The following is a 20979-nucleotide window of genomic DNA, read 5'->3' on the forward strand; positions in this document are numbered from 1 at the left end:
CCCCCAGGAACTGGCGGTGTCATCAGCACTCAGATAGTTACCCACAACGGGTCGACCTTCGTCAATCTCACTGGGCCATCTCGGCCGAGTGGCTCAGCGGGGGAAGAGCCGTAGGCGCAGCTGGCTGCCACTGCCGAACTCGGCGGAAGTCAGTTGGTAGCGGGCCGCCAGTTCCGCTTGCATCCGCCGGATGGCCTCGGTGCGGGGCAGTAACTCCACCGGCTGCCCCTGGGGCAGGACGACCTGCTCGACGGCCAGGCGGCATTCCTCGAGGGCTTCGAGCGCATCGTCTCTGGAGCTGGCGGCTGCGGGGCGTGCCGCGGCATTGGTGGCCTCTGGGCGATCCTCTCGGCGCTGCAGCAGCCTCTCCAGGCCCCGTTGAATCTGGGGCAGGGTGTCGGCCTTGATCACAAGGATCGGCAGGCCTGCATCCTGGGCTCGCCGGCGCAGCTCAGGGCGCTGGCCCAGTTGTTGCCGCGCCGCCAGAACGACGTCGGCCTCCTCCACCGCTTCGACCAATTGCACGGGGAGACGCCGGCTGCGGATGGCCTGGTCAATCAGGGGTTCGCTCAGCCCTGCATTGAACAGATGCAGGGGTGCGCTTGGCGTCTCGGTTGGCGGGCTCGCTTCCGGATCCGGGAGGGGACGCAGGGCGAGGTTGGGCTGCGCTGAGACTCCAGCTGGTTCCTGGATGCGCCGAACCGGTGCGGCGGCGGGGGACGGCCGGGGGCTGGCCTTGGGCGCCAGCGGCTCACTCAGCTGCAAGCGCCCCTGGTCATCGAGCTGCCGGACCTGGGGCCGCGGCAGTTGACCGCGTAGCAGGAGGTCCACCGTGCGGGCGACGTCGCGATGCACGAGCCAGCGGTCGCGGCTGTGCATTTCCACCGCCATGGGGAAGGTGGGTTCGGCGGCGCGCTCGAGGACGGTCTTTTGCGTCCGTCGCCGCCGGGCCTCCTCGTCGCCGAGGGTGACGGATTCGATGCCCCCCACCAGGTCGCTGAGGGTGGGGTTTTTGACCAGATTGGCGAGCTCGTTGCCGTGGGCCGTGGCCACCAGCATCACGCCCCTCTCGGCGATGGTGCGCGCCGCCTGGGCCTCCAGCTCCGTGCCGATCTCATCGATCACGATGACCTCGGGCATGTGGTTCTCCACCGCCTCGATCATCACCTGGTGCTGCAGCTCCGGCCGGGTGACTTGCATGCGCCGGGCCCGGCCGATGGCGGGGTGAGGGATGTCCCCGTCGCCTGCAATTTCGTTGCTGGTGTCGATCACGACCACCCGCTTGTCCAGCTCATCGGCCAGAACTCGCGCAATCTCTCGAAGGGCGGTTGTTTTGCCGACGCCTGGGCGCCCCATCAGCAGGAGCGACTGACCGGAATCCATCAGGTCCCGGACCATGGCCACGGTGCCGAAGACCGCTCGGCCGACCCGGCAGGTCAGGCCGACGACGTCGCCGCTGCGGTTGCGAATGGCGCTGATGCGGTGCAGGGTCCGCTCGATGCCCGCTCGGTTGTCGCCTCCAAAGGTTCCGAGTTGTTCGACCACCGCCGCCAGGTCGCTGCGCTCAATCGGGTTCGCCCCAAGGGGGACGGCACGTCCCGGGTAACGGGCCTCAGGGATCCGGCCGAGATCGAGGACGACCTCAAGCAATTGCTCACGGGCTTCAGCTGAGCCCAGGGCACTGCGCACGGCCTCGGGCAAGACCTCGAGCAGGCGATCGAGGTCGTCCGTGATGCGTTGCGGGCTGATCGGTGCTGAAGCCATGGGGGCGTTCTAGCGATTAGCGCTCCAGCCAGGGTTGGATGAGGGCCATCACGCTGGTGCTGGCGATCGCTTCGAGCTCGGGAATGTCCCTCAGGGGCTGCCCGCGCTCATCGGCTTCCTGCAGCCAGGGTTGCAGCAGGCTGCGGGCCATCCCGCCAAAGGCAACACCGGCTGCCCGGTGGCTGGGGCCCAGGAGCTCAATTGTTTTGCCGTTGGTTCCCCCGGCCAGTTGCAGCGGGCCTGGCGGTGCCCAGGGGGCGATCGCCTCCAGCAATTTCACGGCGGAGCGGGCGGTCCCCACTCCGACATCCCCGCTCATGGGACGACCATCGAGCTGCCAGAGCGGCCGGTAGCCCGCCTGGCGCAGGGCGCCAAAGCGCTGCCAGAGCTCCCTGGCGAGCTCCCGGCTACTGAGGGGTGTGGTCTCCTGGCTGCCGGCGCCCCGCTCGAGTCCGCAGCTGATCGCCAGGCGCTGAAGGGGAACACCGCTGGCCTTGAGCTGGCTCAGGCGGGCTTCGAAGGCGCTCTGCCGTCCCGCCTGGGTGTGCAGTTCAACCGCATCCGGGTTGATGCTCCGGAGGAGTTCGGGGACCGCTTCGGCGCTGAGCCACTGCTGCTGTTCATCGATCAGGCCCAGGGGGCAGGCGGGCAGGCAGCGCCCACAGCCGTAGCAGCGCTCCGCCTGGACGCCGCCGTGATCGCCAATGGCCAAGGCCGGGCAGACCTTTTGGCAGGGCCTGGGACAGTCGCTGGGACAGCGGCTGGGGTCAAAGCTGGCCTTGCGGAAGTGGGGGTCGGCGCCGTCGCTGAGGCTGACCATCAGCCAGGGGCGCTGGGCACCCCGGGCCACAGCCCAGTCCATGCCGCGCCTGGCGGCCTCCGCAACGCCCGTATCGGCGGCAATGTCGATGCAGTGGATGCCCGCTGCGGTGTAGAGCGCGCAGAGGTCTTCGATGGCCGCCAGGTCTTGATTCCCGGCGCCGCAGATCAATTTGACCCAGCGGCCGTTTTGAAGGGCCGCCTCTGGGGTCAAACGGCTGCGGTCAGAACGGAGCTCAGGGGCTGCCATCGCAGGGCACGGGCGCCGCCCATCTCCACGACGATCTTCAGGCGGGGCTCCCGTTGGGTCAGGTTGATCAGCGACTCGAGCTCAGCGGTGGAGAGGACCTGCCCCTCCAGCAGCCAAAGCAGCACAGGGGCGTCGCCCTCAAAGAGGTGTCCCAGTTGTGGGGTGGCCATTTGCACCTCGCCAACGGCCGCGCCGCGGCCAACGCTTTGGTGCCCGAGGTGGGGAGGACGCACGCCGTGGGACTGCAGAAGGAAGGCTTCTGGATCCCCCAGGCCGCGTGCTGAGGTGAGCTGGGCCCGGTAGCCAGCGGCGCGCATCCGGCGCAGCAGCCTGGTCTCGGCGCCACCTTCTAATGGTGCGTAGAGGGCCAAGGCGCCCGCCCGCTCCAGCTCCTGGCGGAAACCGCGGCCGGTGAGCAGCAGGGGCATGGGGGCGGATCAGCGCTTGCGGAAGTCTGGCAGCTGATCGCAGGGGAAGGGTGTTATGCGCTGGGGTATGGTGTTCGCTTGTGCAATTGCAACTGTGCCCGTCCGCTAGCCGGGCCTCCAGGGCAATGCACAAGGTCGCCAGTGGTGGCGGCCTTCCCGGGCCCGTGTGGCTCTTCTGAGTCGCCGGGATACTGCTCAACCTTGAAGACGCCTTTGGCTTCTTCTTCTGAGCAAGTCCCAGCCCCCACTGATTCGAGTCGCTAGCTCCGCCGCATTGGTCCACTGCAGTTCCGGGTTAACCGGAAATTTCAGCTCCATCGGTTTCTTGCGCCACTCGATTCAGTCACGCCACTCCCTGTGAGTGGTGGTCCAGCTGGCGTATCTCCCTCCTTATGTCCATCGGCATTCTTGGGAAGAAACTGGGCATGTCCCAGTTCTTCGACGACGAAGGCAGGGCCATCCCGGTCACCGTGATCGAGGCAGGTCCTTGCCGCATTACCCAACTCAAAACCGACAGCACCGACGGCTACACCGCCGTTCAGCTGGGCTTCGGTGATATCCGCGAAAAGCTCGTCAGCAAGCCCGCTAAGGGCCACCTGGCTAAGTCGGGCGACGAGCTGCTGCGCCACCTGAAGGAATACCGCGTTGACTCCGTCGACGGTCTGGAACTCGGTGGTGACGTCACCGTGGCCGCCTTTGAGGCGGGCCAGAAGGTCGATGTGAGCGGCGACACCATCGGTCGTGGTTTCGCTGGTTACCAGAAGCGCCACGGCTTCAGCCGCGGTCCCATGACCCACGGTTCGAAGAACCACCGCGAGCCTGGCTCCACCGGTGCGGGTACGACCCCCGGCCGCGTGTACCCCGGCAAGCGCATGGCTGGTCGCTACGGCGGCAAGCAAATCACCACCCGCGGCCTCACCATCCTCAAGGTGGATGCTGAGCGCAACCTGCTCGTGGTGAAAGGCTCGGTTCCCGGTAAGCCCGGAGCCCTGCTGAACATCCTCCCCGCTAAGCGGGTGGGCGCCAAAGCCGCGAACTGAGGAGGACAGAGATGGCTAACTGTGTTGTTCGCGACTGGCAAGGCAAAGAGGCCGGCAAGGCCAGCCTTGACCTGAAAGTCGCTAAGGAAAGCTCCGCTAACGATCTGGTGCACCGCGCTGTGGTGCGTCAGCTCGCCCATGCCCGTCAGGGCACGGCCAGCACCCTCACCCGCGCTGAGGTGGCCGGCGGTGGCCGCAAGCCCTACAAGCAGAAGGGCACCGGTCGCGCCCGTCAGGGTTCGATCCGGACCCCCCTGCGTCCCGGCGGTGGTGTGGTGTTCGGGCCGAAGCCCCGCACCTACAACCTTGCGATGAACCGCAAGGAGCGTCGCCTGGCTCTGCGCACTGCGCTGATGAGCCGCGCCGCTGACATCACTGTGGTGAAGGGCTTTGCTTCGGGTCTTGAAACCCCGAAGACCAAAGAAATCACCGCTGCCCTGAGCCGCTTCGGCATCGCCGCTGGCTCCAAGGTGCTGGTGGTGCTGGATGCCCCCAGCGAGGTGGTGCGCCGCTCGGTGCGCAACCTCGAAAAGGTGAAGCTGATCGCCGCAGATCAGCTCAACGTGTTCGACCTGCTCCACGCCAATTCCTTGGTGGTGAGCGAGGAAGCACTCGCGAAGATTCAGGAGGTCTACGGCGATGACTGAACGCTTTCAAGGTCGCCTGGCGGATGTGATCCGTCGGCCCCTGATTACTGAGAAGGCCACCCGCGCCATCGAGCTCAATCAGTACACCTTTGAGGTGGACCATCGGGCTGCCAAGCCCGACATCAAGGCTGCCGTTGAACAACTGTTCGACGTCAAAGTCGTTGGTGTGAGCACCATGAACCCCCCTCGCCGCTCCCGCCGCGTGGGCCGATTCGCCGGCAAGCGTGCCCAGGTGAAGAAGGCTGTGGTTCGCCTTGCCGATGGCAATGCCATCCAGCTGTTCCCTGAAGCCTGAGGGGTCTGAAGAACTATGGGAATCCGTAAGTACCGCCCCATCACCCCCGGCACCCGTACCCGTGTCGCCAGCGATTTCGCTGAAGTCACCGGTCGTGGTCGCGAACGGGGCCTGGTGGTGGCCAAGCACCAACGCAAAGGTCGCAACAACCGCGGTGTGATCACCTGCCGCCATCGCGGTGGTGGCCACAAGCGCCTCTATCGCCTGGTCGACTTCCGCCGCAATAAGCACGGTGTGGTCGCCAAGGTGGCAGCGATCCACTACGACCCCCACCGCAACGCCCGCCTGGCTTTGCTCTTCTACGCCGATGGCGAGAAGCGCTACATCCTGGCTCCGGCTGGCGTGACCGTGGGCTCCACCGTGGTCTCCGGCCCCGATGCTCCGATCGAGACCGGCAATGCCCTGCCCCTCTCGGCGATCCCCCTGGGCTCCAGCGTTCACTGCGTTGAGCTCTACGCCGGTCGCGGTGGCCAGATGGTTCGTACCGCTGGTGCCAGCGCTCAAGTGATGGCCAAGGAAGGTGACTACGTCGCCCTCAAGCTGCCCTCCACCGAGGTGCGCCTGGTCCGCCGTGAGTGCTACGCCACCCTCGGCGAAGTGGGTAACGCTGAGGTTCGGAACACCAGCCTGGGCAAGGCCGGCCGTCGCCGCTGGCTGGGTCGTCGCCCCCAGGTCCGAGGCAGCGTGATGAACCCCTGCGATCACCCCCACGGTGGTGGCGAGGGCCGCGCTCCGATCGGTCGTTCTGGTCCTGTTACCCCCTGGGGTAAGCCGGCCCTCGGCCTCAAGACCCGCAAGCGGAACAAACCCAGCAATCGGTTTGTGCTCCGGAAACGTCGCCGCACCTCCAAGCGGAGCCGTGGCGGACGCGATTCCTGATCAACCTCACCGCTTTGCTGTTCGTTTAAACCGCTATGGGACGTTCACTCAAAAAAGGTCCGTTCATTGCCGACAGCCTTCTGCGGAAGGTTGAAAAGCAGAACGCCGCCGATGACAAGTCCGTGATCAAGACCTGGTCACGTGCTTCCACGATCCTGCCGATGATGATCGGCCACACCATTGCCGTGCACAACGGCAAGGCCCATGTGCCCGTCTACGTGACGGAGCAGATGGTGGGCCACAAGCTGGGGGAATTTGCGCCAACGCGCAACTTCCGCGGCCACATCAAGGACAAGAAAGGAGGCCGCTGAGGACATGGCAAACACCTCATCCACGACTGCCCAGGCACACGGCCGCTATATCCGCGGTTCCGTGTCCAAGGTTCGCCGGGTTCTCGACCAGATCCGCGGTCGCAGCTATCGCGACGCGCTGATCATGCTCGAGTTCATGCCCTACCGCTCCACCGGACCGATCACCAAGGTCCTGCGCAGCGCTGTGGCCAACGCCGAGCACAACCTGGGTCTCGATCCCGCCTCTCTCGTGATCTCTGTCGCTACGGCTGACATGGGTCCGGTGATGAAGCGTTATCGCCCCCGTGCCCAGGGTCGCGCCTACGCGATCCAGAAAAAGACTTGCCACATCAGCATTGCTGTGGCTCCTGCCGCCTGACCCCCGAGGACACCGATCGATGGGACACAAGATCCATCCAACCGGCTTGCGCCTGGGGATCACCCAGGAACACCGGTCCCGCTGGTACGCCCCCAGCAAGACCTATCCGTCTCTCCTGAAGGAAGACGATCAGATCCGTAAGTTCATCCACAAGAAGTACGGCGCCGCTGGCATCAGCGACGTTGTGATCGCCCGCAAGGCCGATCAGCTTGAGGTTGAGCTCAAAACTGCCCGCCCCGGCGTTCTCGTCGGCCGCCAGGGCAGCGGCATTGAAGAGCTGCGCAGCGGCATCCAAAAAACCATTGGTGACTCCGCCCGTCAGGTGCGGATCAACGTGGTGGAAGTGGAGCGCGTTGACGCTGACGCCTTCCTGCTGGCTGAGTACATCGCTCAACAGCTCGAGAAGCGTGTTGCCTTCCGTCGCGTCATGCGTATGGCCATCCAGCGTGCTCAGCGCGCTGGTGTCCTGGGCATGAAGCTTCAGGTCAGCGGCCGCCTCAACGGTGCAGAAATTGCCCGTACCGAGTGGAGCCGTGAAGGTCGGGTGCCCCTGCACACCCTCCGCGCCGACATCGACTACGCAACCAAAGTGGCCACCACCACCTACGGGGTGCTGGGCATCAAGGTTTGGGTCTTCAAAGGGGAAGTGCTTCCCGGCACTCAGGACAAGGTGCCCGTGGGTGCTGCGCCCAAGCGCCGCGCTAGCCGCCGGCCCCAACAGTTCGAAGACCGTTCGAACGAAGAGTGATCAGGAGGCCTGAACCATGCTGAGTCCAAGACGCGTCAAATTCCGTAAGCAGCAGCGCGGCCGCATGCGCGGTGTCGCCACCCGTGGCAACACCATCGCCTTCGGTCAGTTCGCTCTGCAGGCCCAAGAGTGCGGGTGGATCACCTCCCGCCAGATTGAGGCCAGCCGCCGTGCCATGACCCGCTACGTCAAGCGGGGCGGAAAGATCTGGATCCGGATCTTCCCCGACAAGCCGGTGACCATGCGCCCCGCCGAGACCCGGATGGGTTCCGGTAAGGGCAACCCGGAGTTCTGGGTGGCTGTGATCAAGCCCGGCCGCATTCTCTTCGAGATGGGCGGTGCCGAAATCACCCCCGAGATCGCCAAAGAGGCCATGCGCCTGGCGCAGTACAAGCTGCCCGTGAAGACCAAGTTCCTGACCCTGGCGGATCAGGAAGCTGACCAGGCTGCCGCCGCGGCCGCCACCACCGTGGAGTCCTGACCATGGCCCGTCCCGACATCGCCGAGGTGCGCAAGCTTTCCGACGGCGACATCACCACGCAGATCGACGACACCCGTCGCGAACTGTTCACCCTTCGTTTCGAGCAGGCCACCCGCCGTCTCGAGAACCCGCACCGCTTCAAGGCCGCCCGCATCAAGCTGGCCCAGCTGCTGACGGTGCAAACGGAGCGCAAGAGCTCCGCCGCTTCCTGATCCCCTAAGTAACCGTTATGGCAACCAAGGAAAGGGTCGGCACCGTCGTCAGCGACAAGATGGATAAAACCGTGGTGGTGGCGGTGGAAAACCGCTTCCCCCACCCCATCTATCAAAAGACGGTGAGCCGCACCAAGCGCTACAAGGCGCACGATGAGGCCAACACCTGCAAGGTGGGTGACCGCGTCCGCATCACCGAAACCCGTCCCCTCAGCCGCACCAAGCGTTGGTCCGTGGCCGAGGTGCTGAACAACAGCAGCGCCAGCTGAGGAGACCTCCCGATGATTCAACAGGAAACGTTCCTCAACGTCGCTGACAACAGCGGCGCCAAGCGCATCCAGTGCATCCGCGTGCTGGGCACCAACCGTCGCTACGCCCACGTGGGCGATGTGATCGTGGCCGCCGTCAAGGACGCCATGCCCAACATGGGCGTGAAAAAGTCCGACGTGGTCAAGGCTGTGGTGGTTCGCACCAAAGCCACCATGCGTCGCGTCAACGGCAACTCAATCCGTTTTGACGACAACGCTGCCGTGATCCTCGGCAACGACAACAACCCCAAGGGCACCCGCGTCTTCGGTCCTGTGGCTCGCGAACTGCGTGACCGCAACTTCACCAAGATCGTGTCCCTCGCTCCGGAGGTGATCTGAGATGGCGACTGCCACCCCTAAAGCCAAAGTTCAGGTGCGCGCCAAAATGCGCATCAAGAAGGGCGACACCGTCCAGGTGATCAGCGGTAAGGACAAGGGCAAGACCGGTGAGGTCCTGCGCACCCTTCCCTATGAGAACCGCGTGGTTGTGCAGGGCATCAACCTGCGCACCCGTCACATGAAGCCCACCCAGGAAGGCGAAACCGGTCGCATCGTGACCGAAGAGGCCTCCCTGCACGCTTCCAACGTGATGCTGTATTCCACCGATAAGAAGGTGGCCAGCCGCGTGGAAATCGTGGTGGAGAAGGACGGCACCAAGAAGCGCCGCCTCAAGAAAACCGGCGAGATCCTCGACTGATCTCTCTTACATCGACCTTGTCCGCCTTCTGACCAAGCCCAGAAGCGCATCTCCTTTCCCCGTCATGTCCCTTAAACAGAACTATCGGGAGAAGATCCAGCCCAAGTTGCTTAAGGATCTCAGTCTCTCGAACATTCACGAAGTCCCCAAGGTGGTGAAAGTCACCGTCAACCGGGGTCTCGGCGAAGCCGCAGCCAACGCCAAGGCCCTTGAGGCCTCGATCGAGGAGCTGGCCACCATCACCGGTCAAAAGGTGGTTGTGACCCGCGCCAAGAAGGCCATCGCTGGCTTCAAAATCCGTCAGGGCATGCCGATTGGCGTGGCCGTCACCCTCCGCGGTGACCGCATGTATGCGTTCCTCGAGCGTCTCATCAACCTGGCTCTCCCCCGCATCCGCGACTTCCGCGGTGTGAGCGAGAAGAGCTTCGACGGTCGTGGCAACTACACCCTCGGGGTGAAGGAGCAGATCATTTTTCCCGAGATCTCTTTCGACAAGATCGATGCCATCCGGGGCATGGACATCACCATCGTGACCACTGCCCGTAACGACGAAGAGGGCCGGGCCCTCCTCCGCGAGATGGGAATGCCGTTCCGCAGCAACTGAGCCCTCTTCGGACCCGACCTATGGCTAATCACGACCCGATTTCCGACATGCTCACCCGCATTCGCAATGCGAGTGAGAAACGTCATCAATCCACCAAGGTGCCTGCCTCGCGCATGGCCCAGAGCATCGCCAAGGTGCTGCAACAGGAAGGTTTCATCGCCGAGATCACCGAAGAAGGTGAAGGCGTGATGAAGCACCTGGTGCTGGAACTCAAGTACAGCGGCAAGCATCGCCAGCCGATCATCCGCACCGTGCAGCGAGTCAGCAAGCCTGGCCTGCGCGTCTACAAGAACACTCGTCAGCTCCCCAAAGTCCTGGGCGGTCTCGGCGTGGCCATCATCTCCACCTCCAAGGGTGTGATGAGCGACCGCGACGCCCGCAAGCAGGGCGTCGGTGGCGAAGTGCTCGCTTACGTCTACTGATTAGGGGGATTGATTCATGTCTCGTATTGGTAAATCGCCGATTCCCGTTCCGGGCGGCGTCACCGTCAGCCTCAACGGCCTTGACGTCAAAGTCAAAGGCCCTAAGGGCGAACTGAGCCGCACCCTGCCTGAGGGCGTGGCCATTGCTCAGGACGGCAGCACCCTTGTGGTCTCCCCCTCCAGCACCAGCCGTCGCTCCCGTGAGCGCCACGGTCTGTGCCGGACCCTCGTGGCCAACATGGTCGAGGGTGTCAGCCAGGGCTTCACCCGCAAGCTCGAGATCGTCGGTGTGGGTTACCGCGCCGCCGTTCAGGGCAAGAAGCTCGTCGTCAGCGCTGGTTACAGCCACCAGGTCGAAATGATCGCCCCCGAGGGCGTGACCTTCGCCGTCGACGGCAACACCACCGTGATTGTCTCCGGCCCCGACAAGGAGCTGGTGGGCAACGAAGCGGCCAAAGTTCGCGCCATCCGTCCCCCCGAGCCTTACAAGGGCAAGGGCATCAAGTACGCGGGCGAACGCATCCTCCGCAAGGCCGGTAAGACCGGTAAGAAGTGAGGTCTGCTTAAGCGTTTTTACCCAGTACTTCCATGTCCACCCTTTCCCGCAAGCAGCAGACACAAAAGCGTCACCGCCGTCTGCGCCGCAATCTCTCCGGCACCGCCGCGCGTCCTCGCCTGGCTGTGTTCCGCTCCAACAACCACATCTACGCACAAGTCATCGACGACGTTGCGCAGAGCACCCTCTGCTCTGCATCAACCGTCGATAAAGAGCTCCGCAGCAACGTCACCATCGGCGCCAGCTGCGATGCTTCTGTCGCAGTCGGTCAGCTGGTCGCCAAGCGTGCCCTCGCCAAGGGCATTCAATCGGTGGTCTTCGATCGTGGCGGCAACCTCTACCACGGCCGTGTCAAGGCCCTGGCTGACGCCGCCCGGGAAGCGGGCCTTCAGTTCTGATCCCTGCTCTCACCATGACCGAAACCAACAACACCCAGTCCAACGCCGTGCCAGCGGCAGCTGACGTGCCCGCAGCGGCCGAAGGTCAGCAGCAGGACCAGCGCCGTGGTGGTCGCGGCGAAGGCCGTGGCGACCGTCGCGGTGGCGACCGCCGTGGCCGTCGTGGCCAGGAGCGTGACTCCGAATGGCAGGAGCGCGTGGTGCAAATCCGCCGCGTCTCCAAGACCGTCAAGGGCGGTAAGAAGATGAGCTTCCGGGCCATCGTTGTCGTCGGCAACGAGAAGGGCCAGGTCGGCGTCGGCGTCGGCAAGGCTGGCGACGTGATCGGTGCTGTCCGCAAGGGCGTCGCCGATGGCAAGAAGCACCTGGTCAAGGTGCCTCTGACCCGTCACTCCTCGATCCCCACCCTGAGCAACGGCCGTGACGGCGCTGCCAGCGTTCTGATCCGTCCCGCTGCCCCTGGTACCGGTGTGATCGCGGGTGGTTCCATCCGTACGGTGCTTGAGCTTGCCGGCATTAAGAACGTGCTCGCCAAGCGCCTAGGCTCCAAGACCCCCCTGAACAACGCCCGCGCCGCCATGGATGCCCTGGCCGGCCTGCGTACCCACAAGGAGACCGCCAAGGAGCGTGGCATCTCCCTCGAGCAGATCTACTCCTGAGGACCGCCATGACGTCGCTCAATCTCCAGTCCCTCGCCCCCCAGAAGGGGGCCCGTCGCCGCAAGCTGCGTAAGGGACGCGGCATCGCCGCCGGCCAAGGCGCCAGCTGCGGTTTCGGCATGCGCGGTCAGAAGTCCCGTTCGGGTCGTCCGACCCGTCCTGGCTTCGAGGGTGGCCAGATGCCTCTGTACCGCCGGGTGCCGAAGCTGAAGCACTTCACCGTGATCAACCCCAAGAACTACACGGTGATCAACGTTGCCAAGCTGTCCGAGCTCAAGGCCGGCAGCACCGTCAACATCGACACCCTGGTGAAGGACGGTCTGGTGACCAACCCCAAGGCCCCCCTGAAGGTCCTGGGTAATGGCGAACTGAGCGTGAAGCTGACCGTCCAGGCGGCCGCTTTCACCGCCTCGGCCCGCCAGAAGATCGAAGCCGCTGGTGGCACCTGCGAAGAGATCTGATCTCCGCTTGTCCACGGCCCATTAAGGTCAATGCCGTCTGGTGATCGGATCGATCGCTAGGCGGTTTTTTCTTGTTCGTCTGCACCTGCCATGGTCGTCAGCCGGGGGCGTAACCCCAGTGCCGGTGAAATCCTCACGCAGCTGGTCCAAGCCAAGGATCTGCGCGACAGGGTTCTCATCACCTTGGGGCTGCTGCTCCTGGTGCGTCTGGGCATCTATATCCCTGTTCCCGGGATCGACCGCCAGGCCTTCCAGGCCTTCGCTGCCCAGGGGGGCTCCCTGCTGGGCTTCCTGGACATCTTCACCGGTGGTGGCATCTCCGCGTTGGGCGTTTTCGCCCTGGGGATCCTTCCCTTCATCAACGCCTCGATCATCATTCAGCTGCTGACCTCCGCCCTGCCGCAGCTGGAGGATCTGCAGAAGAACGAAGGCGAGGCGGGACGCCGCAAGATCGCCCAGTACACCCGCTATGTCGCCCTGGGCTGGGGACTGTTCCAAAGCATCGTCTTTGCCCTGATCCTCCGGCCCTACGCCCTTCCCGGCACACCGGATCTGGTCTTCGTGGTGCAGACGGCGATCGCCCTGGTGACCGGTTCGATGGTGGTGATGTGGCTCAGTGAGGTGATCACCGAGCGGGGCATTGGCCAGGGCGCGTCTCTGGTCATCTACCTGAACATCGTGGCCACCCTCCCCAGGGCCTTGGGCTCGACCATCGAGTTGGCCCAAACCGGCGGCCGTGAGGCCGTTGGCGGCATCGTCGTCCTGGTGGCGGTCTTCCTGATCACCATCGTTGGCATCGTCTGCGTCGAGGAGGGCAGCCGCCGCATCCCGATCGTCAGCGCCAAGCGCCAGGTGGGCGGGGCCGGGATCTCCGCCCGCCAGAGCTACCTGCCCCTGAAGCTCAATGCCGGTGGCGTGATGCCGATCATCTTTGCCTCGGCCGTGGTCTTCCTGCCGCTGCAGATCGCCAACTTCAGCAAGAACCCCACGCTGATTCAGGTCGCCAGTTTCCTGAGCCCCAACAGCAGCACCCCCTGGGTCTATGCGCTGCTTTTCTTCGGGCTGATCATTGGCTTCTCCTTCTTCTACGCCACCCTCACGGTGCGTCCGGTGGACGTGGCCTCCAACCTCAAGCGCGGTGGTGTCGCCATCCCTGGGGTTCGCCCTGGCTCAGCGACCACGGCTTACCTGACGGGTATCCAGAACCGTCTGACCCTGCTGGGCGCCCTCTTCCTCGGGGCTGTGGCGATCGTGCCCTCGGCCGTGGAGTCGGCCACGCGCGTGCAGACCTTCCAAGGCTTGGGTGCCACGAGCCTGTTGATCTTGGTTGGCGTCGCGATTCAGACCGCCAAGCAACTGCAAACCGCCGTGATCTCCCAGCGGTACGAAGGCATGGTTCGCCAGTAACTCCCCCCTCCTTGCTCCTTCTCTTCCTTCCTTGCCATGAAGCAACGTCTGCTGTTCCTCGGTCCCCCCGGCGCCGGTAAGGGCACCCAAGCCCAGAAGCTTGCCGAGAGCCAAGGCCTGCTCCACCTCTCCACCGGTGATCTGCTGCGGGCTGAAGTCGCCGCCGGCAGCGACCTGGGCAAAGAGGCGGAGGCCGTGATGGCCCGCGGTGAGCTGGTGAGCGATGCCCTGGTGCTGGCGATCGTCCGCAGCCGCCTGCAAAACCACAGTGGCGGCTGGTTGCTGGATGGCTTCCCCCGCAACGTCGCCCAGGCCGATGCCCTGGCCAGCCTGCTCGAGGAGCTGGGCCAGCAGATCGAGCTCGTCGTTCTGATGGAACTCGATGACGGTGTTCTGGTGCAGCGATTGCTCTCCCGCGGCCGGGCCGACGACAACGAGGAGGTCATCCGCCACCGCCTGGAGGTCTACCGCGAGCAAACCGAGCCCCTGATTGCCTATTACCGCGAACGTGGGCTGATTGCCCCGGTCGAAGCGGCCGGCACAGTCGACGCCATTGCCGATCGGATCGCAGCCCTGTTGGGTTGACCCCTGTGGTAAGGTCGCTGTTTGGAAATTTGGAGAGACCGCTCCCATGAAGGTGCGTGCCTCGGTCAAGAAAATGTGCGACAAGTGCCGCGTGATTCGCCGGCACGGTCGGGTGATGGTCATCTGCACCAACCCGAAGCACAAGCAGCGCCAGGGTTGATCCTGCGCTGACCTTGCCCCCGGTCCCTAGGGACCAAAACAACTGGCTTGAGTGTCTCTCGGTTTGTTCTGAGGGCAACCGCTCAAGTCCTTCCCCTGCTCACCCCCAACGTTTTTTCAGTGGCTCGTATCGCCGGCGTTGATATTCCTCGCGACAAGAGGATCGAAATCGCCCTGACCTACGTCTACGGAATCGGCCTGACCACGGCCCAAAAGATTCTGGCCAAGACCGGTGTCAACCCCGACACCCGCGTCAAGGACCTGGATGATTCCGACGTCCAAAAGCTGCGCGGTGCAACCGAGAGCTACACCCTCGAAGGCGATCTTCGCCGTCAGGAGGGCATGGCCATGAAGCGCCTGCAGGACATCGGCTGCGTCCGTGGCCGTCGTCACCGCGTCGGTCTGCCCGTTCGCGGTCAGCGCACCCGCACCAATGCCCGGACCCGCCGCGGTAGCCGCAAGACCGTGGCCGGTAAGAAGAAGTAAGCCGCGGCTTGCTCTAGCCCTTTGGCCCCCTAGCACCTGCCGTTCGGCCGATTGCGTGCCGTCGTCACCAGGTTGCCCCCCTAAGACCCCCGATCACCTCCCTGCGACCGCAGGGCTTTATCCATGGCCAAGCCCGCCAAGAAATCTGGTTCCAAGAAGACGAAGCGCAACGTCCCTAACGGCGTTGCCCACATCCAGAGCACGTTCAACAACACCATCGTCTCCATCACTGACACCGCTGGTGAAGTGATCTCCTGGAGCTCCGCTGGTGCCAGCGGTTTCAAGGGCGCCCGTAAAGGCACCCCCTTCGCCGCCCAGACCGCCGCAGAAGCAGCAGCCCGTCGCGCCCTTGAGCAGGGGATGCGCCAAATCGAGGTGCTGGTTCGCGGTCCTGGTTCCGGTCGTGAAACCGCCATCCGTGCCCTGCAGGTTGCCGGTCTGGAGATCACCCTGATCCGTGACGTCACCCCGCTGCCCCACAACGGTTGCCGCCGTTCCAAGCGTCGCCGGGTCTGATTCGACGCATCGACTAGCCCCAGAGGGGGTCCATCCACCTATCTGAGCTTCAGACCGTGTTGCAGTACCAGATCGATCGGGTTGAACACCAGATCGCTGACGATCGTTCCCAAACCGGCGTCTTCGTCATTGGCCCCCTTGAGCGTGGCCAGGCGACGACCCTCGGTAATTCCCTGCGCCGCATGCTGATGGGTGCCCTGGAGGGCAGCGCCATCACCGCCGTGCGCATCGCTGGCGTGAACCACGAGTACGCCACCGTTCCTGGCGTCCGCGAAGACGTCCTCGACATCCTTCTCAACTGCAAGGACGTTGCCGTCAACAGCCGCAGCCGCGAGCTGGAGATCGGCCGCCTGGTCGTGAATGGTCCTGCGACCGTCACCGCCGGTGACCTGCAGTTCTCCTCACAGGTGTCGGTGATCGACCCCGCCCGCCCGATTGCCACCGTCGCCGAAGGCCACAGCCTGGAGCTCGAGGTGCACGTCGAGCGTGGTGTTGGCTATCGCCCCGTTGACCGCCGCGTTGAGGACACCAGCGCTGTCGATCTTCTCCAGATCGATGCCGTCTTCATGCCTGTCCAGCGGGCGAATTACACCATCGACGAGACCGCTGTCGGTGAAGGCGGATCGGCCCGTGAGCGCCTGCGTCTGGAGATTCAGACCGACGGCTCCCTGACGCCTGACGACGCGATGGCCCAGGCCGCCAACCAGCTGATCACCTTGATCCAGCCCATGGCGACCCTGACCATGGAAGAGGAGCAAGGCCAGGAGCCCGAGCCCTCCGCCGAAGCTCAGATTCCCCTGGAAGAGCTGAACCTCTCGGTTCGCGCCTACAACTGCCTGAAGCGCGCCCAAGTCAACTCCGTGTCTGACCTGATGGGCTTCAGCTACGAAGATCTGCTCGAAATCAAGAACTTCGGTTCCAAGTCGGCTGACGAGGTGATCGAGGCCCTCGAGCGCATCGGTATCTCCCTGCCCCAGAGCCGCACCAGCGCCTGATCGCGCAGCACCCTGTCTCCCGCGTTAACCCGATTTAGTCATGCGTCACCAGTGCCGAGTCCCCAAGTTGGGGCGTCCCGCCGACCAGCGCAAAGCCATGCTTCGCGCTCTGACCACTCAGCTGATCCGTGAGGGTCGTCTGACCACCACCAAGGCCCGTGCCAAGGCGCTTCGCGATGAAGCTGAGCGCATGATCACCCTGGCCAAGGACGGCAGCCTTGCCGCCCGCCGTCGTGCCATCGGCTACATCTACGACAAGCAACTGGTCCACGCCCTGTTCGACAAGGCCCAGGAGCGTTACGGCGACCGCAATGGCGGTTACACCCGCATCATTCGCACCGTTCCCCGCCGTGGCGACAACGCCGAAATGGCGATCATCGAGCTGGTCTGAGTCCGTGGGTCCGAGCGGACCTGCTGTCGATCATCCGCACCGCGTGGGGGGCTCTCCTCCGCGCGGTTTTTTATGGCTTTGGTGCAGCAGCTTTGACTGACGCGACGCCAGCAGGGGGGCTTAGGCGCATCGCCCTCTGCCTGCAGTACGACGGCTCGGCCTACTGCGGCTGGCAGCGCCAGCCCCGGGACCCCAGCGTCCAGGAAGCGCTGGAGCGGGCCTTGGCTCAGTTGGATCCAGATGGCCCCGCCACCGTTGTGGCGGCTGGTCGAACCGACAGCGGCGTTCACGCCGCTGGCCAGGTGGTGCATTTCGACTGCGCCGGCCCGATCCCTCCGCACCGCTGGCCCGCGGCCCTCAACGGCCGCCTGCCGGCCAGCATCCGCGTGCGTTCAGCAGCTTCCGTTCCCGCGGACTGGCATGCCTGCTTTAGCGCCACCTACAGGCGCTACCGCTACACCATCTACAACGCCCGCATCCCCAATCTGTTTCTGGCTCCCTGGAGCTGGCACCGCTATCAGTTCAGGCTCGATGAGGCCCGGATGCGCGAGGCCCTCGAGGGCATGCTCGGGGAGCACGATTTTGCGGCGTTTGAGAGGGCGGGTAGCGCCCGCTCACACTCCCGTACGACCCTCCAGGAGGTCTCGGTGCAGCGCCGCGGTGACCTGCTGGAGGTGGAGCTTCAGGCCAGCGGCTTTCTCTACGGGATGGTGCGCCTTGTGATGGGGCAGCTGGTGGCCGTCGGGGAGGGACGCCTCAGCCTGGAGGCCTTCAGTCGCCGCTGGCGAAACCAGGCCCGTGAGGAGGTCAAAGAAGCCGCTCCCCCGCAGGGGTTATGCCTGCTGAGGGTGGGCTACCCGAGTGAAGTCTTCCCCCAGGCTGCCTGGTACGATTGTCAACCGCGGTATTTGCTGGAGGGCTCTGATGCACCGCCAGCAGCACCGGGTCAGTCCTTGCACTGACTGGGTCTGCCGGTCTCAGAGTTGACCTGCCGATGTCCATCGGCGGCCAGCCCCTGCCTGTAAACCCTGTCCCCCGAAGTGGGGATCGGCGAAGCGGTAGGTTCACTCAACGAGCGATTGACACCCGAGTGATCGGGTGGCTGCCGTCATTAGTCGAGACCCACAGTCCAGACACCCTGTCCAACCCCACCCGCCTAAGCGTGGTGATGGGGTCCTATCCGAACCGGCCCGCCGGCGCGATGAACAAGACTCTCGTCCCCCCCCAGGATTCCTCAGCACGCCAGTGGTATCTGGTGGACGCTGAGAACCAGACCCTCGGCCGGCTTGCCACCGAGGTCGCTTCGGTTCTGCGGGGTAAGAACAACCCCAACTTCGCCCCTCACATCGACGCCGGCGACTTCGTCGTCGTGATCAATGCTGAGAAGGTGCGTGTGAGCGGCAACAAGGCTTCCGACAAGGTCTACCGCCGTCACTCCGGTCGCCCCGGTGGCATGAAGACCGAAACCTTCGCTGCGCTGCAGGCACGGATCCCCGAGCGGATCATCGAGAAGGCCGTTAAGGGCATGCTTCCCCACAACGCTCTCGGTCGTCAGCTCTTCCGCAAGCTGAAGGTCTACAAGGGTGCTGAGCACCCCCACGCCGCCCAACAGCCCAAGGCCCTGGCCCTCGATCCCGCCGCTTCCGCCAAATGAGCACCACCAAAGTCGTCTACTGGGGAACCGGCCGTCGTAAGACCGCCGTGGCACGCGTCCGCGTCGTTCCTGGCAATGGCACCGTGACCATCAACGGTCGTCCCGGTGACAACTACCTGAACTACAACCCCGCCTACCTGGCGGCAGTCAAGGCTCCCCTGCAGACCCTTGGTCTGGGTGGTGAGTACGACCTGCTGGTCAACGTCCGCGGTGGTGGTCTGACCGGTCAGGCGGATGCCATCAAGCAAGGCGCTGCCCGTGCCCTGTGCGAGCTGTCCCCCGACAACCGCAAGCCCCTCAAGACTGAAGGGCACCTCAGCCGTGACCCGCGCGCCAAGGAGCGTCGTAAGTACGGCCTGAAGAAAGCCCGTAAGGCTCCTCAGTTCTCCAAGCGCTGATTGCGCTTTCGCCCCTCAGCCCCGTACCCGTCATGCCGAAGGCCGACATTCACCCCACCTGGTATCCCGATGCCAAGGTGATCTGCAACGGAGAAGTGGTGATGACCACTGGCTCCACCTCCCCCGAGATCCACGTCGACGTCTGGAGCGGCAACCACCCCTTCTATACCGGGACCCAAAAGATCCTGGACACCGAGGGTCGTGTGGATCGCTTCATGCGCAAGTACGGCATGGGCAGCGCTGCTGGCGCCGATGCCAAAGCCGAGCCCAAGGCCGAAGCAGCCGAGAAGGCCTGATCGGTCACTCACGTCTGACGTGACATTCATTCCCCAAGCCGGATGCTCTAGGGCGTCCGGCTTTTTGCTGGCTTGAGCCGCTTCCATGGATGCTTCTTTCCTGCGTGAACGTCTGGAGACGGCACGCACCACCTTTGAAACCCTGGAGCGGCAGCTGGCAGACCCGGATGTGGCTGCCAACCCAGCGCAGCTGGAGCCCATCGCGCGGGAGCGGGCCCGGCTGGAGCCCCTGGTGCTGGGCTACGACCAGCTTTGCCAGTGGCGCAAACAGGAACAGGAGGCCAGGCAACTCCTGAAGGAGTCCCGCGGCGACCAGGAGATGGAGGCCCTGGCCCAAGAGGAGCTCAGCGGTCTGGCGACACAGATTGCCGCCATGGAGGAGCAGCTGACCTTGGCGCTTCTGCCCCGTGATCCCCGGGACGAACGCAGCGTGATGCTCGAGATTCGCGCCGGTGCGGGTGGCGATGAGGCGGCGATCTGGGCGGGGGATCTGGCTCGGATGTACGAGCGCTACGCCCAGAGCGTCGGTTGGAAAGTGCAGCCCGTCAGTGCCTCGGAGGCGGAACTGGGGGGCTACAAGGAACTGATCCTGGCGATCCAGGGCGACAGCGTCTTCAGTCAGCTCAAGTACGAAGCCGGTGTGCACCGGGTGCAGCGGGTGCCCGCCACCGAGTCCCAGGGCCGGGTCCACACCTCGACGGCCACGGTGGCGGTCATGCCCGAGGCCGATCCCGTGGAGGTTCAGATCGACCCCACGGACCTGGAGATCAGCACCGCCCGCTCGGGCGGCGCCGGCGGCCAGAACGTCAACAAGGTGGAGACGGCCGTGGACCTGCTGCACAAACCCACCGGCATCCGGGTGTTCTGCACCCAAGAGCGCTCCCAGCTGCAGAACCGTGAACGGGCCCTGGAGATCCTGCGGGCCAAGCTCTATGAGCGCGAGCTGGCCGAGGCCAACGCCAAGGAGCGCTCGGCCCGTCTCGCCCAGGTGGGCAGTGGGGATCGCAGCGAGAAGATCCGCACCTACAACTACAAGGACAACCGCACGACCGATCACCGCCTCGGCCGCAACTTCTCACTGGAGCCGGTGCTCCAGGGCCAACTGGCTGAGTTGATCGGCGCCTGCGTCTCCGCTGACCAACGGCGGCAGTTGGAGGAACTGGCTGATCAGGCCAGCGGGGTCAACTAGCGAGCGGGTTCTCCCAGCCGTCCACGTACTTGGCCCATTCCAGGTGGCCGCCCTTGGCCATCTGCCGCTGGGCCTCAAAGACCGCACCGCTGAGCGGCCGCCGGGGTGCCGATTGCAAGGGCATGCTCGCTTCCTTGGGCGTGCGATTGCCCTTGTGCACGTTGCAGCGCAGGCAGGCCGTGGTGACGTTGTCCCAGCTGTGGCTGCCGCCGCGGCTGCGGGGCAGGACGTGATCGATCGAGAGCCGTTCGCTGCTGCTGCCGCAGTACTGGCAGCGCTGGCCATCGCGGTGGAAGACGTTCCGGCGGGTCAGGGGCAGTGGCCGGAAGGGCACGCGGACGAATTGCCGTAGACGAATCACCGTTGGCAGTCCCAGGCCTGGCCGCAGTTGCCGCCCGGGGGAGTGCTCCAGCCCCTCGGCTTTTCCCTTAAGCACCATCACTGTTGCCCTGCGCCAGGTGGTGACGTTCAGGGGCTCGTAGGAGGCGTTCAGAACCAGAACCGAGCCCATGGGAGCGCTGCCTGGGGAGCTGCGCTGGGCAACCCCGTAATTTCTATGCATGCTA

General features: G+C 64.6%; 34 protein-coding genes. 30 read left to right on the forward strand and 4 right to left on the reverse strand.

The window, feature by feature from the left end:
* Positions 1 to 93: 93 nt before the first annotated feature.
* Genes QZ189_RS00695 through QZ189_RS00705 form a run of 3 tightly spaced genes read right to left on the reverse strand, consistent with a single transcriptional unit; the run spans position 94 to position 3261 of the window.
* The gene (locus QZ189_RS00695) at positions 94 to 1764 is read right to left on the reverse strand and encodes an AAA family ATPase (RefSeq protein WP_296416104.1); all 1671 of its coding nucleotides are present in this window, start codon (positions 1762 to 1764) and stop codon (positions 94 to 96) included.
* Between the two features lie 16 nt (positions 1765 to 1780).
* Complete coding sequence (locus QZ189_RS00700) at positions 1781 to 2833, reverse strand: LdpA C-terminal domain-containing domain (RefSeq protein ID WP_296420538.1); 1053 nt, start codon at positions 2831 to 2833, stop codon at positions 1781 to 1783.
* Positions 2794 to 3261 (reverse strand): NAD(P)H-quinone oxidoreductase subunit N, encoded by a 468-nt coding sequence (locus tag QZ189_RS00705; RefSeq protein WP_296420540.1) that lies wholly within the window; start codon positions 3259 to 3261, stop codon positions 2794 to 2796. Before QZ189_RS00705 ends, QZ189_RS00700 begins: the two co-directional genes overlap by 40 nt.
* Positions 3262 to 3653: 392 nt before the next feature.
* Here QZ189_RS00705 and rplC point away from each other — a divergent pair, with 392 nt between their 5' ends.
* The 30 genes from rplC to prfA all read left to right on the forward strand — a co-directional run bounded on the left by rplC (position 3654) and on the right by prfA (position 20413).
* The gene (gene rplC / locus QZ189_RS00710) at positions 3654 to 4301 is read left to right on the forward strand and encodes a 50S ribosomal protein L3 (RefSeq protein WP_010314932.1); all 648 of its coding nucleotides are present in this window, start codon (positions 3654 to 3656) and stop codon (positions 4299 to 4301) included.
* Between the two features lie 11 nt (positions 4302 to 4312).
* Entirely contained in the window at positions 4313 to 4948 is a 636-nt protein-coding gene (gene rplD / locus QZ189_RS00715) for a 50S ribosomal protein L4 (protein ID WP_010314934.1), read from the forward strand.
* Positions 4941 to 5243, forward strand: coding sequence for a 50S ribosomal protein L23 (locus QZ189_RS00720; RefSeq protein ID WP_010314935.1), 303 nt, complete (start codon positions 4941 to 4943; stop codon positions 5241 to 5243). The genes rplD and QZ189_RS00720 overlap by 8 nt, the downstream gene beginning before the upstream one ends.
* A 15-nt stretch (positions 5244 to 5258) precedes the next feature.
* Entirely contained in the window at positions 5259 to 6122 is an 864-nt protein-coding gene (gene rplB, locus QZ189_RS00725) for a 50S ribosomal protein L2 (RefSeq protein ID WP_010314938.1), read from the forward strand.
* A gap of 35 nt (positions 6123 to 6157) precedes the next feature.
* The gene (gene rpsS / locus QZ189_RS00730; RefSeq protein ID WP_010311665.1) at positions 6158 to 6433 is read left to right on the forward strand and encodes a 30S ribosomal protein S19; all 276 of its coding nucleotides are present in this window, start codon (positions 6158 to 6160) and stop codon (positions 6431 to 6433) included.
* Between the two features lie 4 nt (positions 6434 to 6437).
* On the forward strand, positions 6438 to 6791 hold the full coding sequence (gene rplV / locus QZ189_RS00735; RefSeq protein ID WP_029626117.1) for a 50S ribosomal protein L22: 354 nt from the start codon (positions 6438 to 6440) through the stop codon (positions 6789 to 6791).
* Positions 6792 to 6810: 19 nt separating this feature from the next.
* Positions 6811 to 7539, forward strand: a complete 729-nt coding sequence (rpsC, locus tag QZ189_RS00740) for a 30S ribosomal protein S3 (RefSeq protein ID WP_010314943.1) — start codon at positions 6811 to 6813, stop codon at positions 7537 to 7539.
* 16 nt (positions 7540 to 7555) lie between these two features.
* Positions 7556 to 8020 carry a 50S ribosomal protein L16 gene (gene rplP / locus QZ189_RS00745; protein WP_029626118.1) on the forward strand — a complete coding sequence of 155 codons (465 nt, stop codon included), beginning with the start codon at positions 7556 to 7558 and terminating at the stop codon, positions 8018 to 8020.
* A 2-nt stretch (positions 8021 to 8022) separates the two neighbouring features.
* On the forward strand, positions 8023 to 8232 hold the full coding sequence (gene rpmC, locus QZ189_RS00750) for a 50S ribosomal protein L29 (RefSeq protein ID WP_010314946.1): 210 nt from the start codon (positions 8023 to 8025) through the stop codon (positions 8230 to 8232).
* A gap of 17 nt (positions 8233 to 8249) precedes the next feature.
* Positions 8250 to 8501 carry a 30S ribosomal protein S17 gene (gene rpsQ, locus QZ189_RS00755; RefSeq protein WP_185186182.1) on the forward strand — a complete coding sequence of 84 codons (252 nt, stop codon included), beginning with the start codon at positions 8250 to 8252 and terminating at the stop codon, positions 8499 to 8501.
* A 12-nt stretch (positions 8502 to 8513) separates the two neighbouring features.
* Positions 8514 to 8879, forward strand: coding sequence for a 50S ribosomal protein L14 (rplN, locus tag QZ189_RS00760; RefSeq protein ID WP_296420543.1), 366 nt, complete (start codon positions 8514 to 8516; stop codon positions 8877 to 8879).
* Between the two features lies 1 nt (position 8880).
* Positions 8881 to 9237: a 50S ribosomal protein L24 gene (gene rplX / locus QZ189_RS00765; protein ID WP_010314950.1), complete on the forward strand. Its 357-nt coding sequence runs from the start codon at positions 8881 to 8883 to the stop codon at positions 9235 to 9237.
* Positions 9238 to 9301: 64 nt separating this feature from the next.
* Positions 9302 to 9841: a 50S ribosomal protein L5 gene (rplE, locus tag QZ189_RS00770; RefSeq protein ID WP_010314952.1), complete on the forward strand. Its 540-nt coding sequence runs from the start codon at positions 9302 to 9304 to the stop codon at positions 9839 to 9841.
* A gap of 20 nt (positions 9842 to 9861) precedes the next feature.
* Entirely contained in the window at positions 9862 to 10263 is a 402-nt protein-coding gene (rpsH, locus tag QZ189_RS00775; RefSeq protein WP_010314954.1) for a 30S ribosomal protein S8, read from the forward strand.
* Positions 10264 to 10279: 16 nt separating this feature from the next.
* The gene (rplF, locus tag QZ189_RS00780) at positions 10280 to 10819 is read left to right on the forward strand and encodes a 50S ribosomal protein L6 (RefSeq protein ID WP_010314956.1); all 540 of its coding nucleotides are present in this window, start codon (positions 10280 to 10282) and stop codon (positions 10817 to 10819) included.
* 32 nt (positions 10820 to 10851) lie between these two features.
* Positions 10852 to 11217: a 50S ribosomal protein L18 gene (gene rplR, locus QZ189_RS00785; protein ID WP_296420545.1), complete on the forward strand. Its 366-nt coding sequence runs from the start codon at positions 10852 to 10854 to the stop codon at positions 11215 to 11217.
* A 14-nt stretch (positions 11218 to 11231) separates the two neighbouring features.
* Entirely contained in the window at positions 11232 to 11876 is a 645-nt protein-coding gene (gene rpsE / locus QZ189_RS00790; protein WP_010314962.1) for a 30S ribosomal protein S5, read from the forward strand.
* An 8-nt stretch (positions 11877 to 11884) separates the two neighbouring features.
* Entirely contained in the window at positions 11885 to 12337 is a 453-nt protein-coding gene (rplO, locus tag QZ189_RS00795; RefSeq protein ID WP_010314964.1) for a 50S ribosomal protein L15, read from the forward strand.
* 90 nt (positions 12338 to 12427) lie between these two features.
* A complete protein-coding gene (secY, locus tag QZ189_RS00800) occupies positions 12428 to 13744 on the forward strand; it encodes a preprotein translocase subunit SecY (protein ID WP_010314968.1) in 1317 nt (438 codons plus the stop codon).
* A gap of 36 nt (positions 13745 to 13780) precedes the next feature.
* Positions 13781 to 14329 (forward strand): adenylate kinase, encoded by a 549-nt coding sequence (locus QZ189_RS00805; protein ID WP_296416107.1) that lies wholly within the window; start codon positions 13781 to 13783, stop codon positions 14327 to 14329.
* 46 nt (positions 14330 to 14375) lie between these two features.
* Positions 14376 to 14489 (forward strand): 50S ribosomal protein L36, encoded by a 114-nt coding sequence (rpmJ, locus tag QZ189_RS00810; protein WP_006173336.1) that lies wholly within the window; start codon positions 14376 to 14378, stop codon positions 14487 to 14489.
* 119 nt (positions 14490 to 14608) lie between these two features.
* Positions 14609 to 14974: a 30S ribosomal protein S13 gene (gene rpsM, locus QZ189_RS00815; protein WP_010314989.1), complete on the forward strand. Its 366-nt coding sequence runs from the start codon at positions 14609 to 14611 to the stop codon at positions 14972 to 14974.
* A gap of 123 nt (positions 14975 to 15097) precedes the next feature.
* The gene (gene rpsK, locus QZ189_RS00820) at positions 15098 to 15490 is read left to right on the forward strand and encodes a 30S ribosomal protein S11 (RefSeq protein WP_010314991.1); all 393 of its coding nucleotides are present in this window, start codon (positions 15098 to 15100) and stop codon (positions 15488 to 15490) included.
* Between the two features lie 56 nt (positions 15491 to 15546).
* Entirely contained in the window at positions 15547 to 16485 is a 939-nt protein-coding gene (locus QZ189_RS00825) for a DNA-directed RNA polymerase subunit alpha (RefSeq protein ID WP_247479625.1), read from the forward strand.
* A 40-nt stretch (positions 16486 to 16525) separates the two neighbouring features.
* Positions 16526 to 16876 carry a 50S ribosomal protein L17 gene (gene rplQ / locus QZ189_RS00830; protein ID WP_010314995.1) on the forward strand — a complete coding sequence of 117 codons (351 nt, stop codon included), beginning with the start codon at positions 16526 to 16528 and terminating at the stop codon, positions 16874 to 16876.
* 92 nt (positions 16877 to 16968) lie between these two features.
* Complete coding sequence (truA, locus tag QZ189_RS00835; RefSeq protein WP_247479624.1) at positions 16969 to 17838, forward strand: tRNA pseudouridine(38-40) synthase TruA; 870 nt, start codon at positions 16969 to 16971, stop codon at positions 17836 to 17838.
* Between the two features lie 239 nt (positions 17839 to 18077).
* On the forward strand, positions 18078 to 18530 hold the full coding sequence (gene rplM, locus QZ189_RS00840) for a 50S ribosomal protein L13 (RefSeq protein WP_010314998.1): 453 nt from the start codon (positions 18078 to 18080) through the stop codon (positions 18528 to 18530).
* Entirely contained in the window at positions 18527 to 18928 is a 402-nt protein-coding gene (gene rpsI / locus QZ189_RS00845) for a 30S ribosomal protein S9 (protein ID WP_010314999.1), read from the forward strand. Before rplM ends, rpsI begins: the two co-directional genes overlap by 4 nt.
* A 32-nt stretch (positions 18929 to 18960) precedes the next feature.
* Positions 18961 to 19224, forward strand: coding sequence for a 50S ribosomal protein L31 (gene rpmE, locus QZ189_RS00850; RefSeq protein ID WP_010315003.1), 264 nt, complete (start codon positions 18961 to 18963; stop codon positions 19222 to 19224).
* An 85-nt stretch (positions 19225 to 19309) separates the two neighbouring features.
* Positions 19310 to 20413, forward strand: coding sequence for a peptide chain release factor 1 (gene prfA, locus QZ189_RS00855; protein WP_010315005.1), 1104 nt, complete (start codon positions 19310 to 19312; stop codon positions 20411 to 20413).
* Here prfA and QZ189_RS00860 read toward each other — a convergent pair.
* On the reverse strand, positions 20406 to 20924 hold the full coding sequence (locus QZ189_RS00860) for an HNH endonuclease (RefSeq protein WP_010315006.1): 519 nt from the start codon (positions 20922 to 20924) through the stop codon (positions 20406 to 20408). The two genes, prfA and QZ189_RS00860, sit on opposite strands and share 8 nt — an antisense overlap.
* Positions 20925 to 20979: the final 55 nt, after the last annotated feature.

Source organism: Vulcanococcus sp. CPBay_Sum15L08_68, assembly GCF_017855895.1.
Lineage (GTDB): Bacteria > Cyanobacteriota > Cyanobacteriia > PCC-6307 > Cyanobiaceae > Vulcanococcus.

Coding starts and splice junctions, on each gene's coding strand:
- QZ189_RS00695 (WP_296416104.1), bottom strand. CDS start 1,764: ATGGCTTCAGCACCGATCAGCCCGCAACGCATCACGGACGACCTCGAT.
- QZ189_RS00700 (WP_296420538.1), bottom strand. CDS start 2,833: ATGGCAGCCCCTGAGCTCCGTTCTGACCGCAGCCGTTTGACCCCAGAG.
- QZ189_RS00705 (WP_296420540.1), bottom strand. CDS start 3,261: ATGCCCCTGCTGCTCACCGGCCGCGGTTTCCGCCAGGAGCTGGAGCGG.
- rplC (WP_010314932.1), top strand. CDS start 3,654: ATGTCCATCGGCATTCTTGGGAAGAAACTGGGCATGTCCCAGTTCTTC.
- rplD (WP_010314934.1), top strand. CDS start 4,313: ATGGCTAACTGTGTTGTTCGCGACTGGCAAGGCAAAGAGGCCGGCAAG.
- QZ189_RS00720 (WP_010314935.1), top strand. CDS start 4,941: ATGACTGAACGCTTTCAAGGTCGCCTGGCGGATGTGATCCGTCGGCCC.
- rplB (WP_010314938.1), top strand. CDS start 5,259: ATGGGAATCCGTAAGTACCGCCCCATCACCCCCGGCACCCGTACCCGT.
- rpsS (WP_010311665.1), top strand. CDS start 6,158: ATGGGACGTTCACTCAAAAAAGGTCCGTTCATTGCCGACAGCCTTCTG.
- rplV (WP_029626117.1), top strand. CDS start 6,438: ATGGCAAACACCTCATCCACGACTGCCCAGGCACACGGCCGCTATATC.
- rpsC (WP_010314943.1), top strand. CDS start 6,811: ATGGGACACAAGATCCATCCAACCGGCTTGCGCCTGGGGATCACCCAG.
- rplP (WP_029626118.1), top strand. CDS start 7,556: ATGCTGAGTCCAAGACGCGTCAAATTCCGTAAGCAGCAGCGCGGCCGC.
- rpmC (WP_010314946.1), top strand. CDS start 8,023: ATGGCCCGTCCCGACATCGCCGAGGTGCGCAAGCTTTCCGACGGCGAC.
- rpsQ (WP_185186182.1), top strand. CDS start 8,250: ATGGCAACCAAGGAAAGGGTCGGCACCGTCGTCAGCGACAAGATGGAT.
- rplN (WP_296420543.1), top strand. CDS start 8,514: ATGATTCAACAGGAAACGTTCCTCAACGTCGCTGACAACAGCGGCGCC.
- rplX (WP_010314950.1), top strand. CDS start 8,881: ATGGCGACTGCCACCCCTAAAGCCAAAGTTCAGGTGCGCGCCAAAATG.
- rplE (WP_010314952.1), top strand. CDS start 9,302: ATGTCCCTTAAACAGAACTATCGGGAGAAGATCCAGCCCAAGTTGCTT.
- rpsH (WP_010314954.1), top strand. CDS start 9,862: ATGGCTAATCACGACCCGATTTCCGACATGCTCACCCGCATTCGCAAT.
- rplF (WP_010314956.1), top strand. CDS start 10,280: ATGTCTCGTATTGGTAAATCGCCGATTCCCGTTCCGGGCGGCGTCACC.
- rplR (WP_296420545.1), top strand. CDS start 10,852: ATGTCCACCCTTTCCCGCAAGCAGCAGACACAAAAGCGTCACCGCCGT.
- rpsE (WP_010314962.1), top strand. CDS start 11,232: ATGACCGAAACCAACAACACCCAGTCCAACGCCGTGCCAGCGGCAGCT.
- rplO (WP_010314964.1), top strand. CDS start 11,885: ATGACGTCGCTCAATCTCCAGTCCCTCGCCCCCCAGAAGGGGGCCCGT.
- secY (WP_010314968.1), top strand. CDS start 12,428: ATGGTCGTCAGCCGGGGGCGTAACCCCAGTGCCGGTGAAATCCTCACG.
- QZ189_RS00805 (WP_296416107.1), top strand. CDS start 13,781: ATGAAGCAACGTCTGCTGTTCCTCGGTCCCCCCGGCGCCGGTAAGGGC.
- rpmJ (WP_006173336.1), top strand. CDS start 14,376: ATGAAGGTGCGTGCCTCGGTCAAGAAAATGTGCGACAAGTGCCGCGTG.
- rpsK (WP_010314991.1), top strand. CDS start 15,098: ATGGCCAAGCCCGCCAAGAAATCTGGTTCCAAGAAGACGAAGCGCAAC.
- rplQ (WP_010314995.1), top strand. CDS start 16,526: ATGCGTCACCAGTGCCGAGTCCCCAAGTTGGGGCGTCCCGCCGACCAG.
- rplM (WP_010314998.1), top strand. CDS start 18,078: ATGAACAAGACTCTCGTCCCCCCCCAGGATTCCTCAGCACGCCAGTGG.
- rpsI (WP_010314999.1), top strand. CDS start 18,527: ATGAGCACCACCAAAGTCGTCTACTGGGGAACCGGCCGTCGTAAGACC.
- rpmE (WP_010315003.1), top strand. CDS start 18,961: ATGCCGAAGGCCGACATTCACCCCACCTGGTATCCCGATGCCAAGGTG.
- prfA (WP_010315005.1), top strand. CDS start 19,310: ATGGATGCTTCTTTCCTGCGTGAACGTCTGGAGACGGCACGCACCACC.
- QZ189_RS00860 (WP_010315006.1), bottom strand. CDS start 20,924: ATGGGCTCGGTTCTGGTTCTGAACGCCTCCTACGAGCCCCTGAACGTC.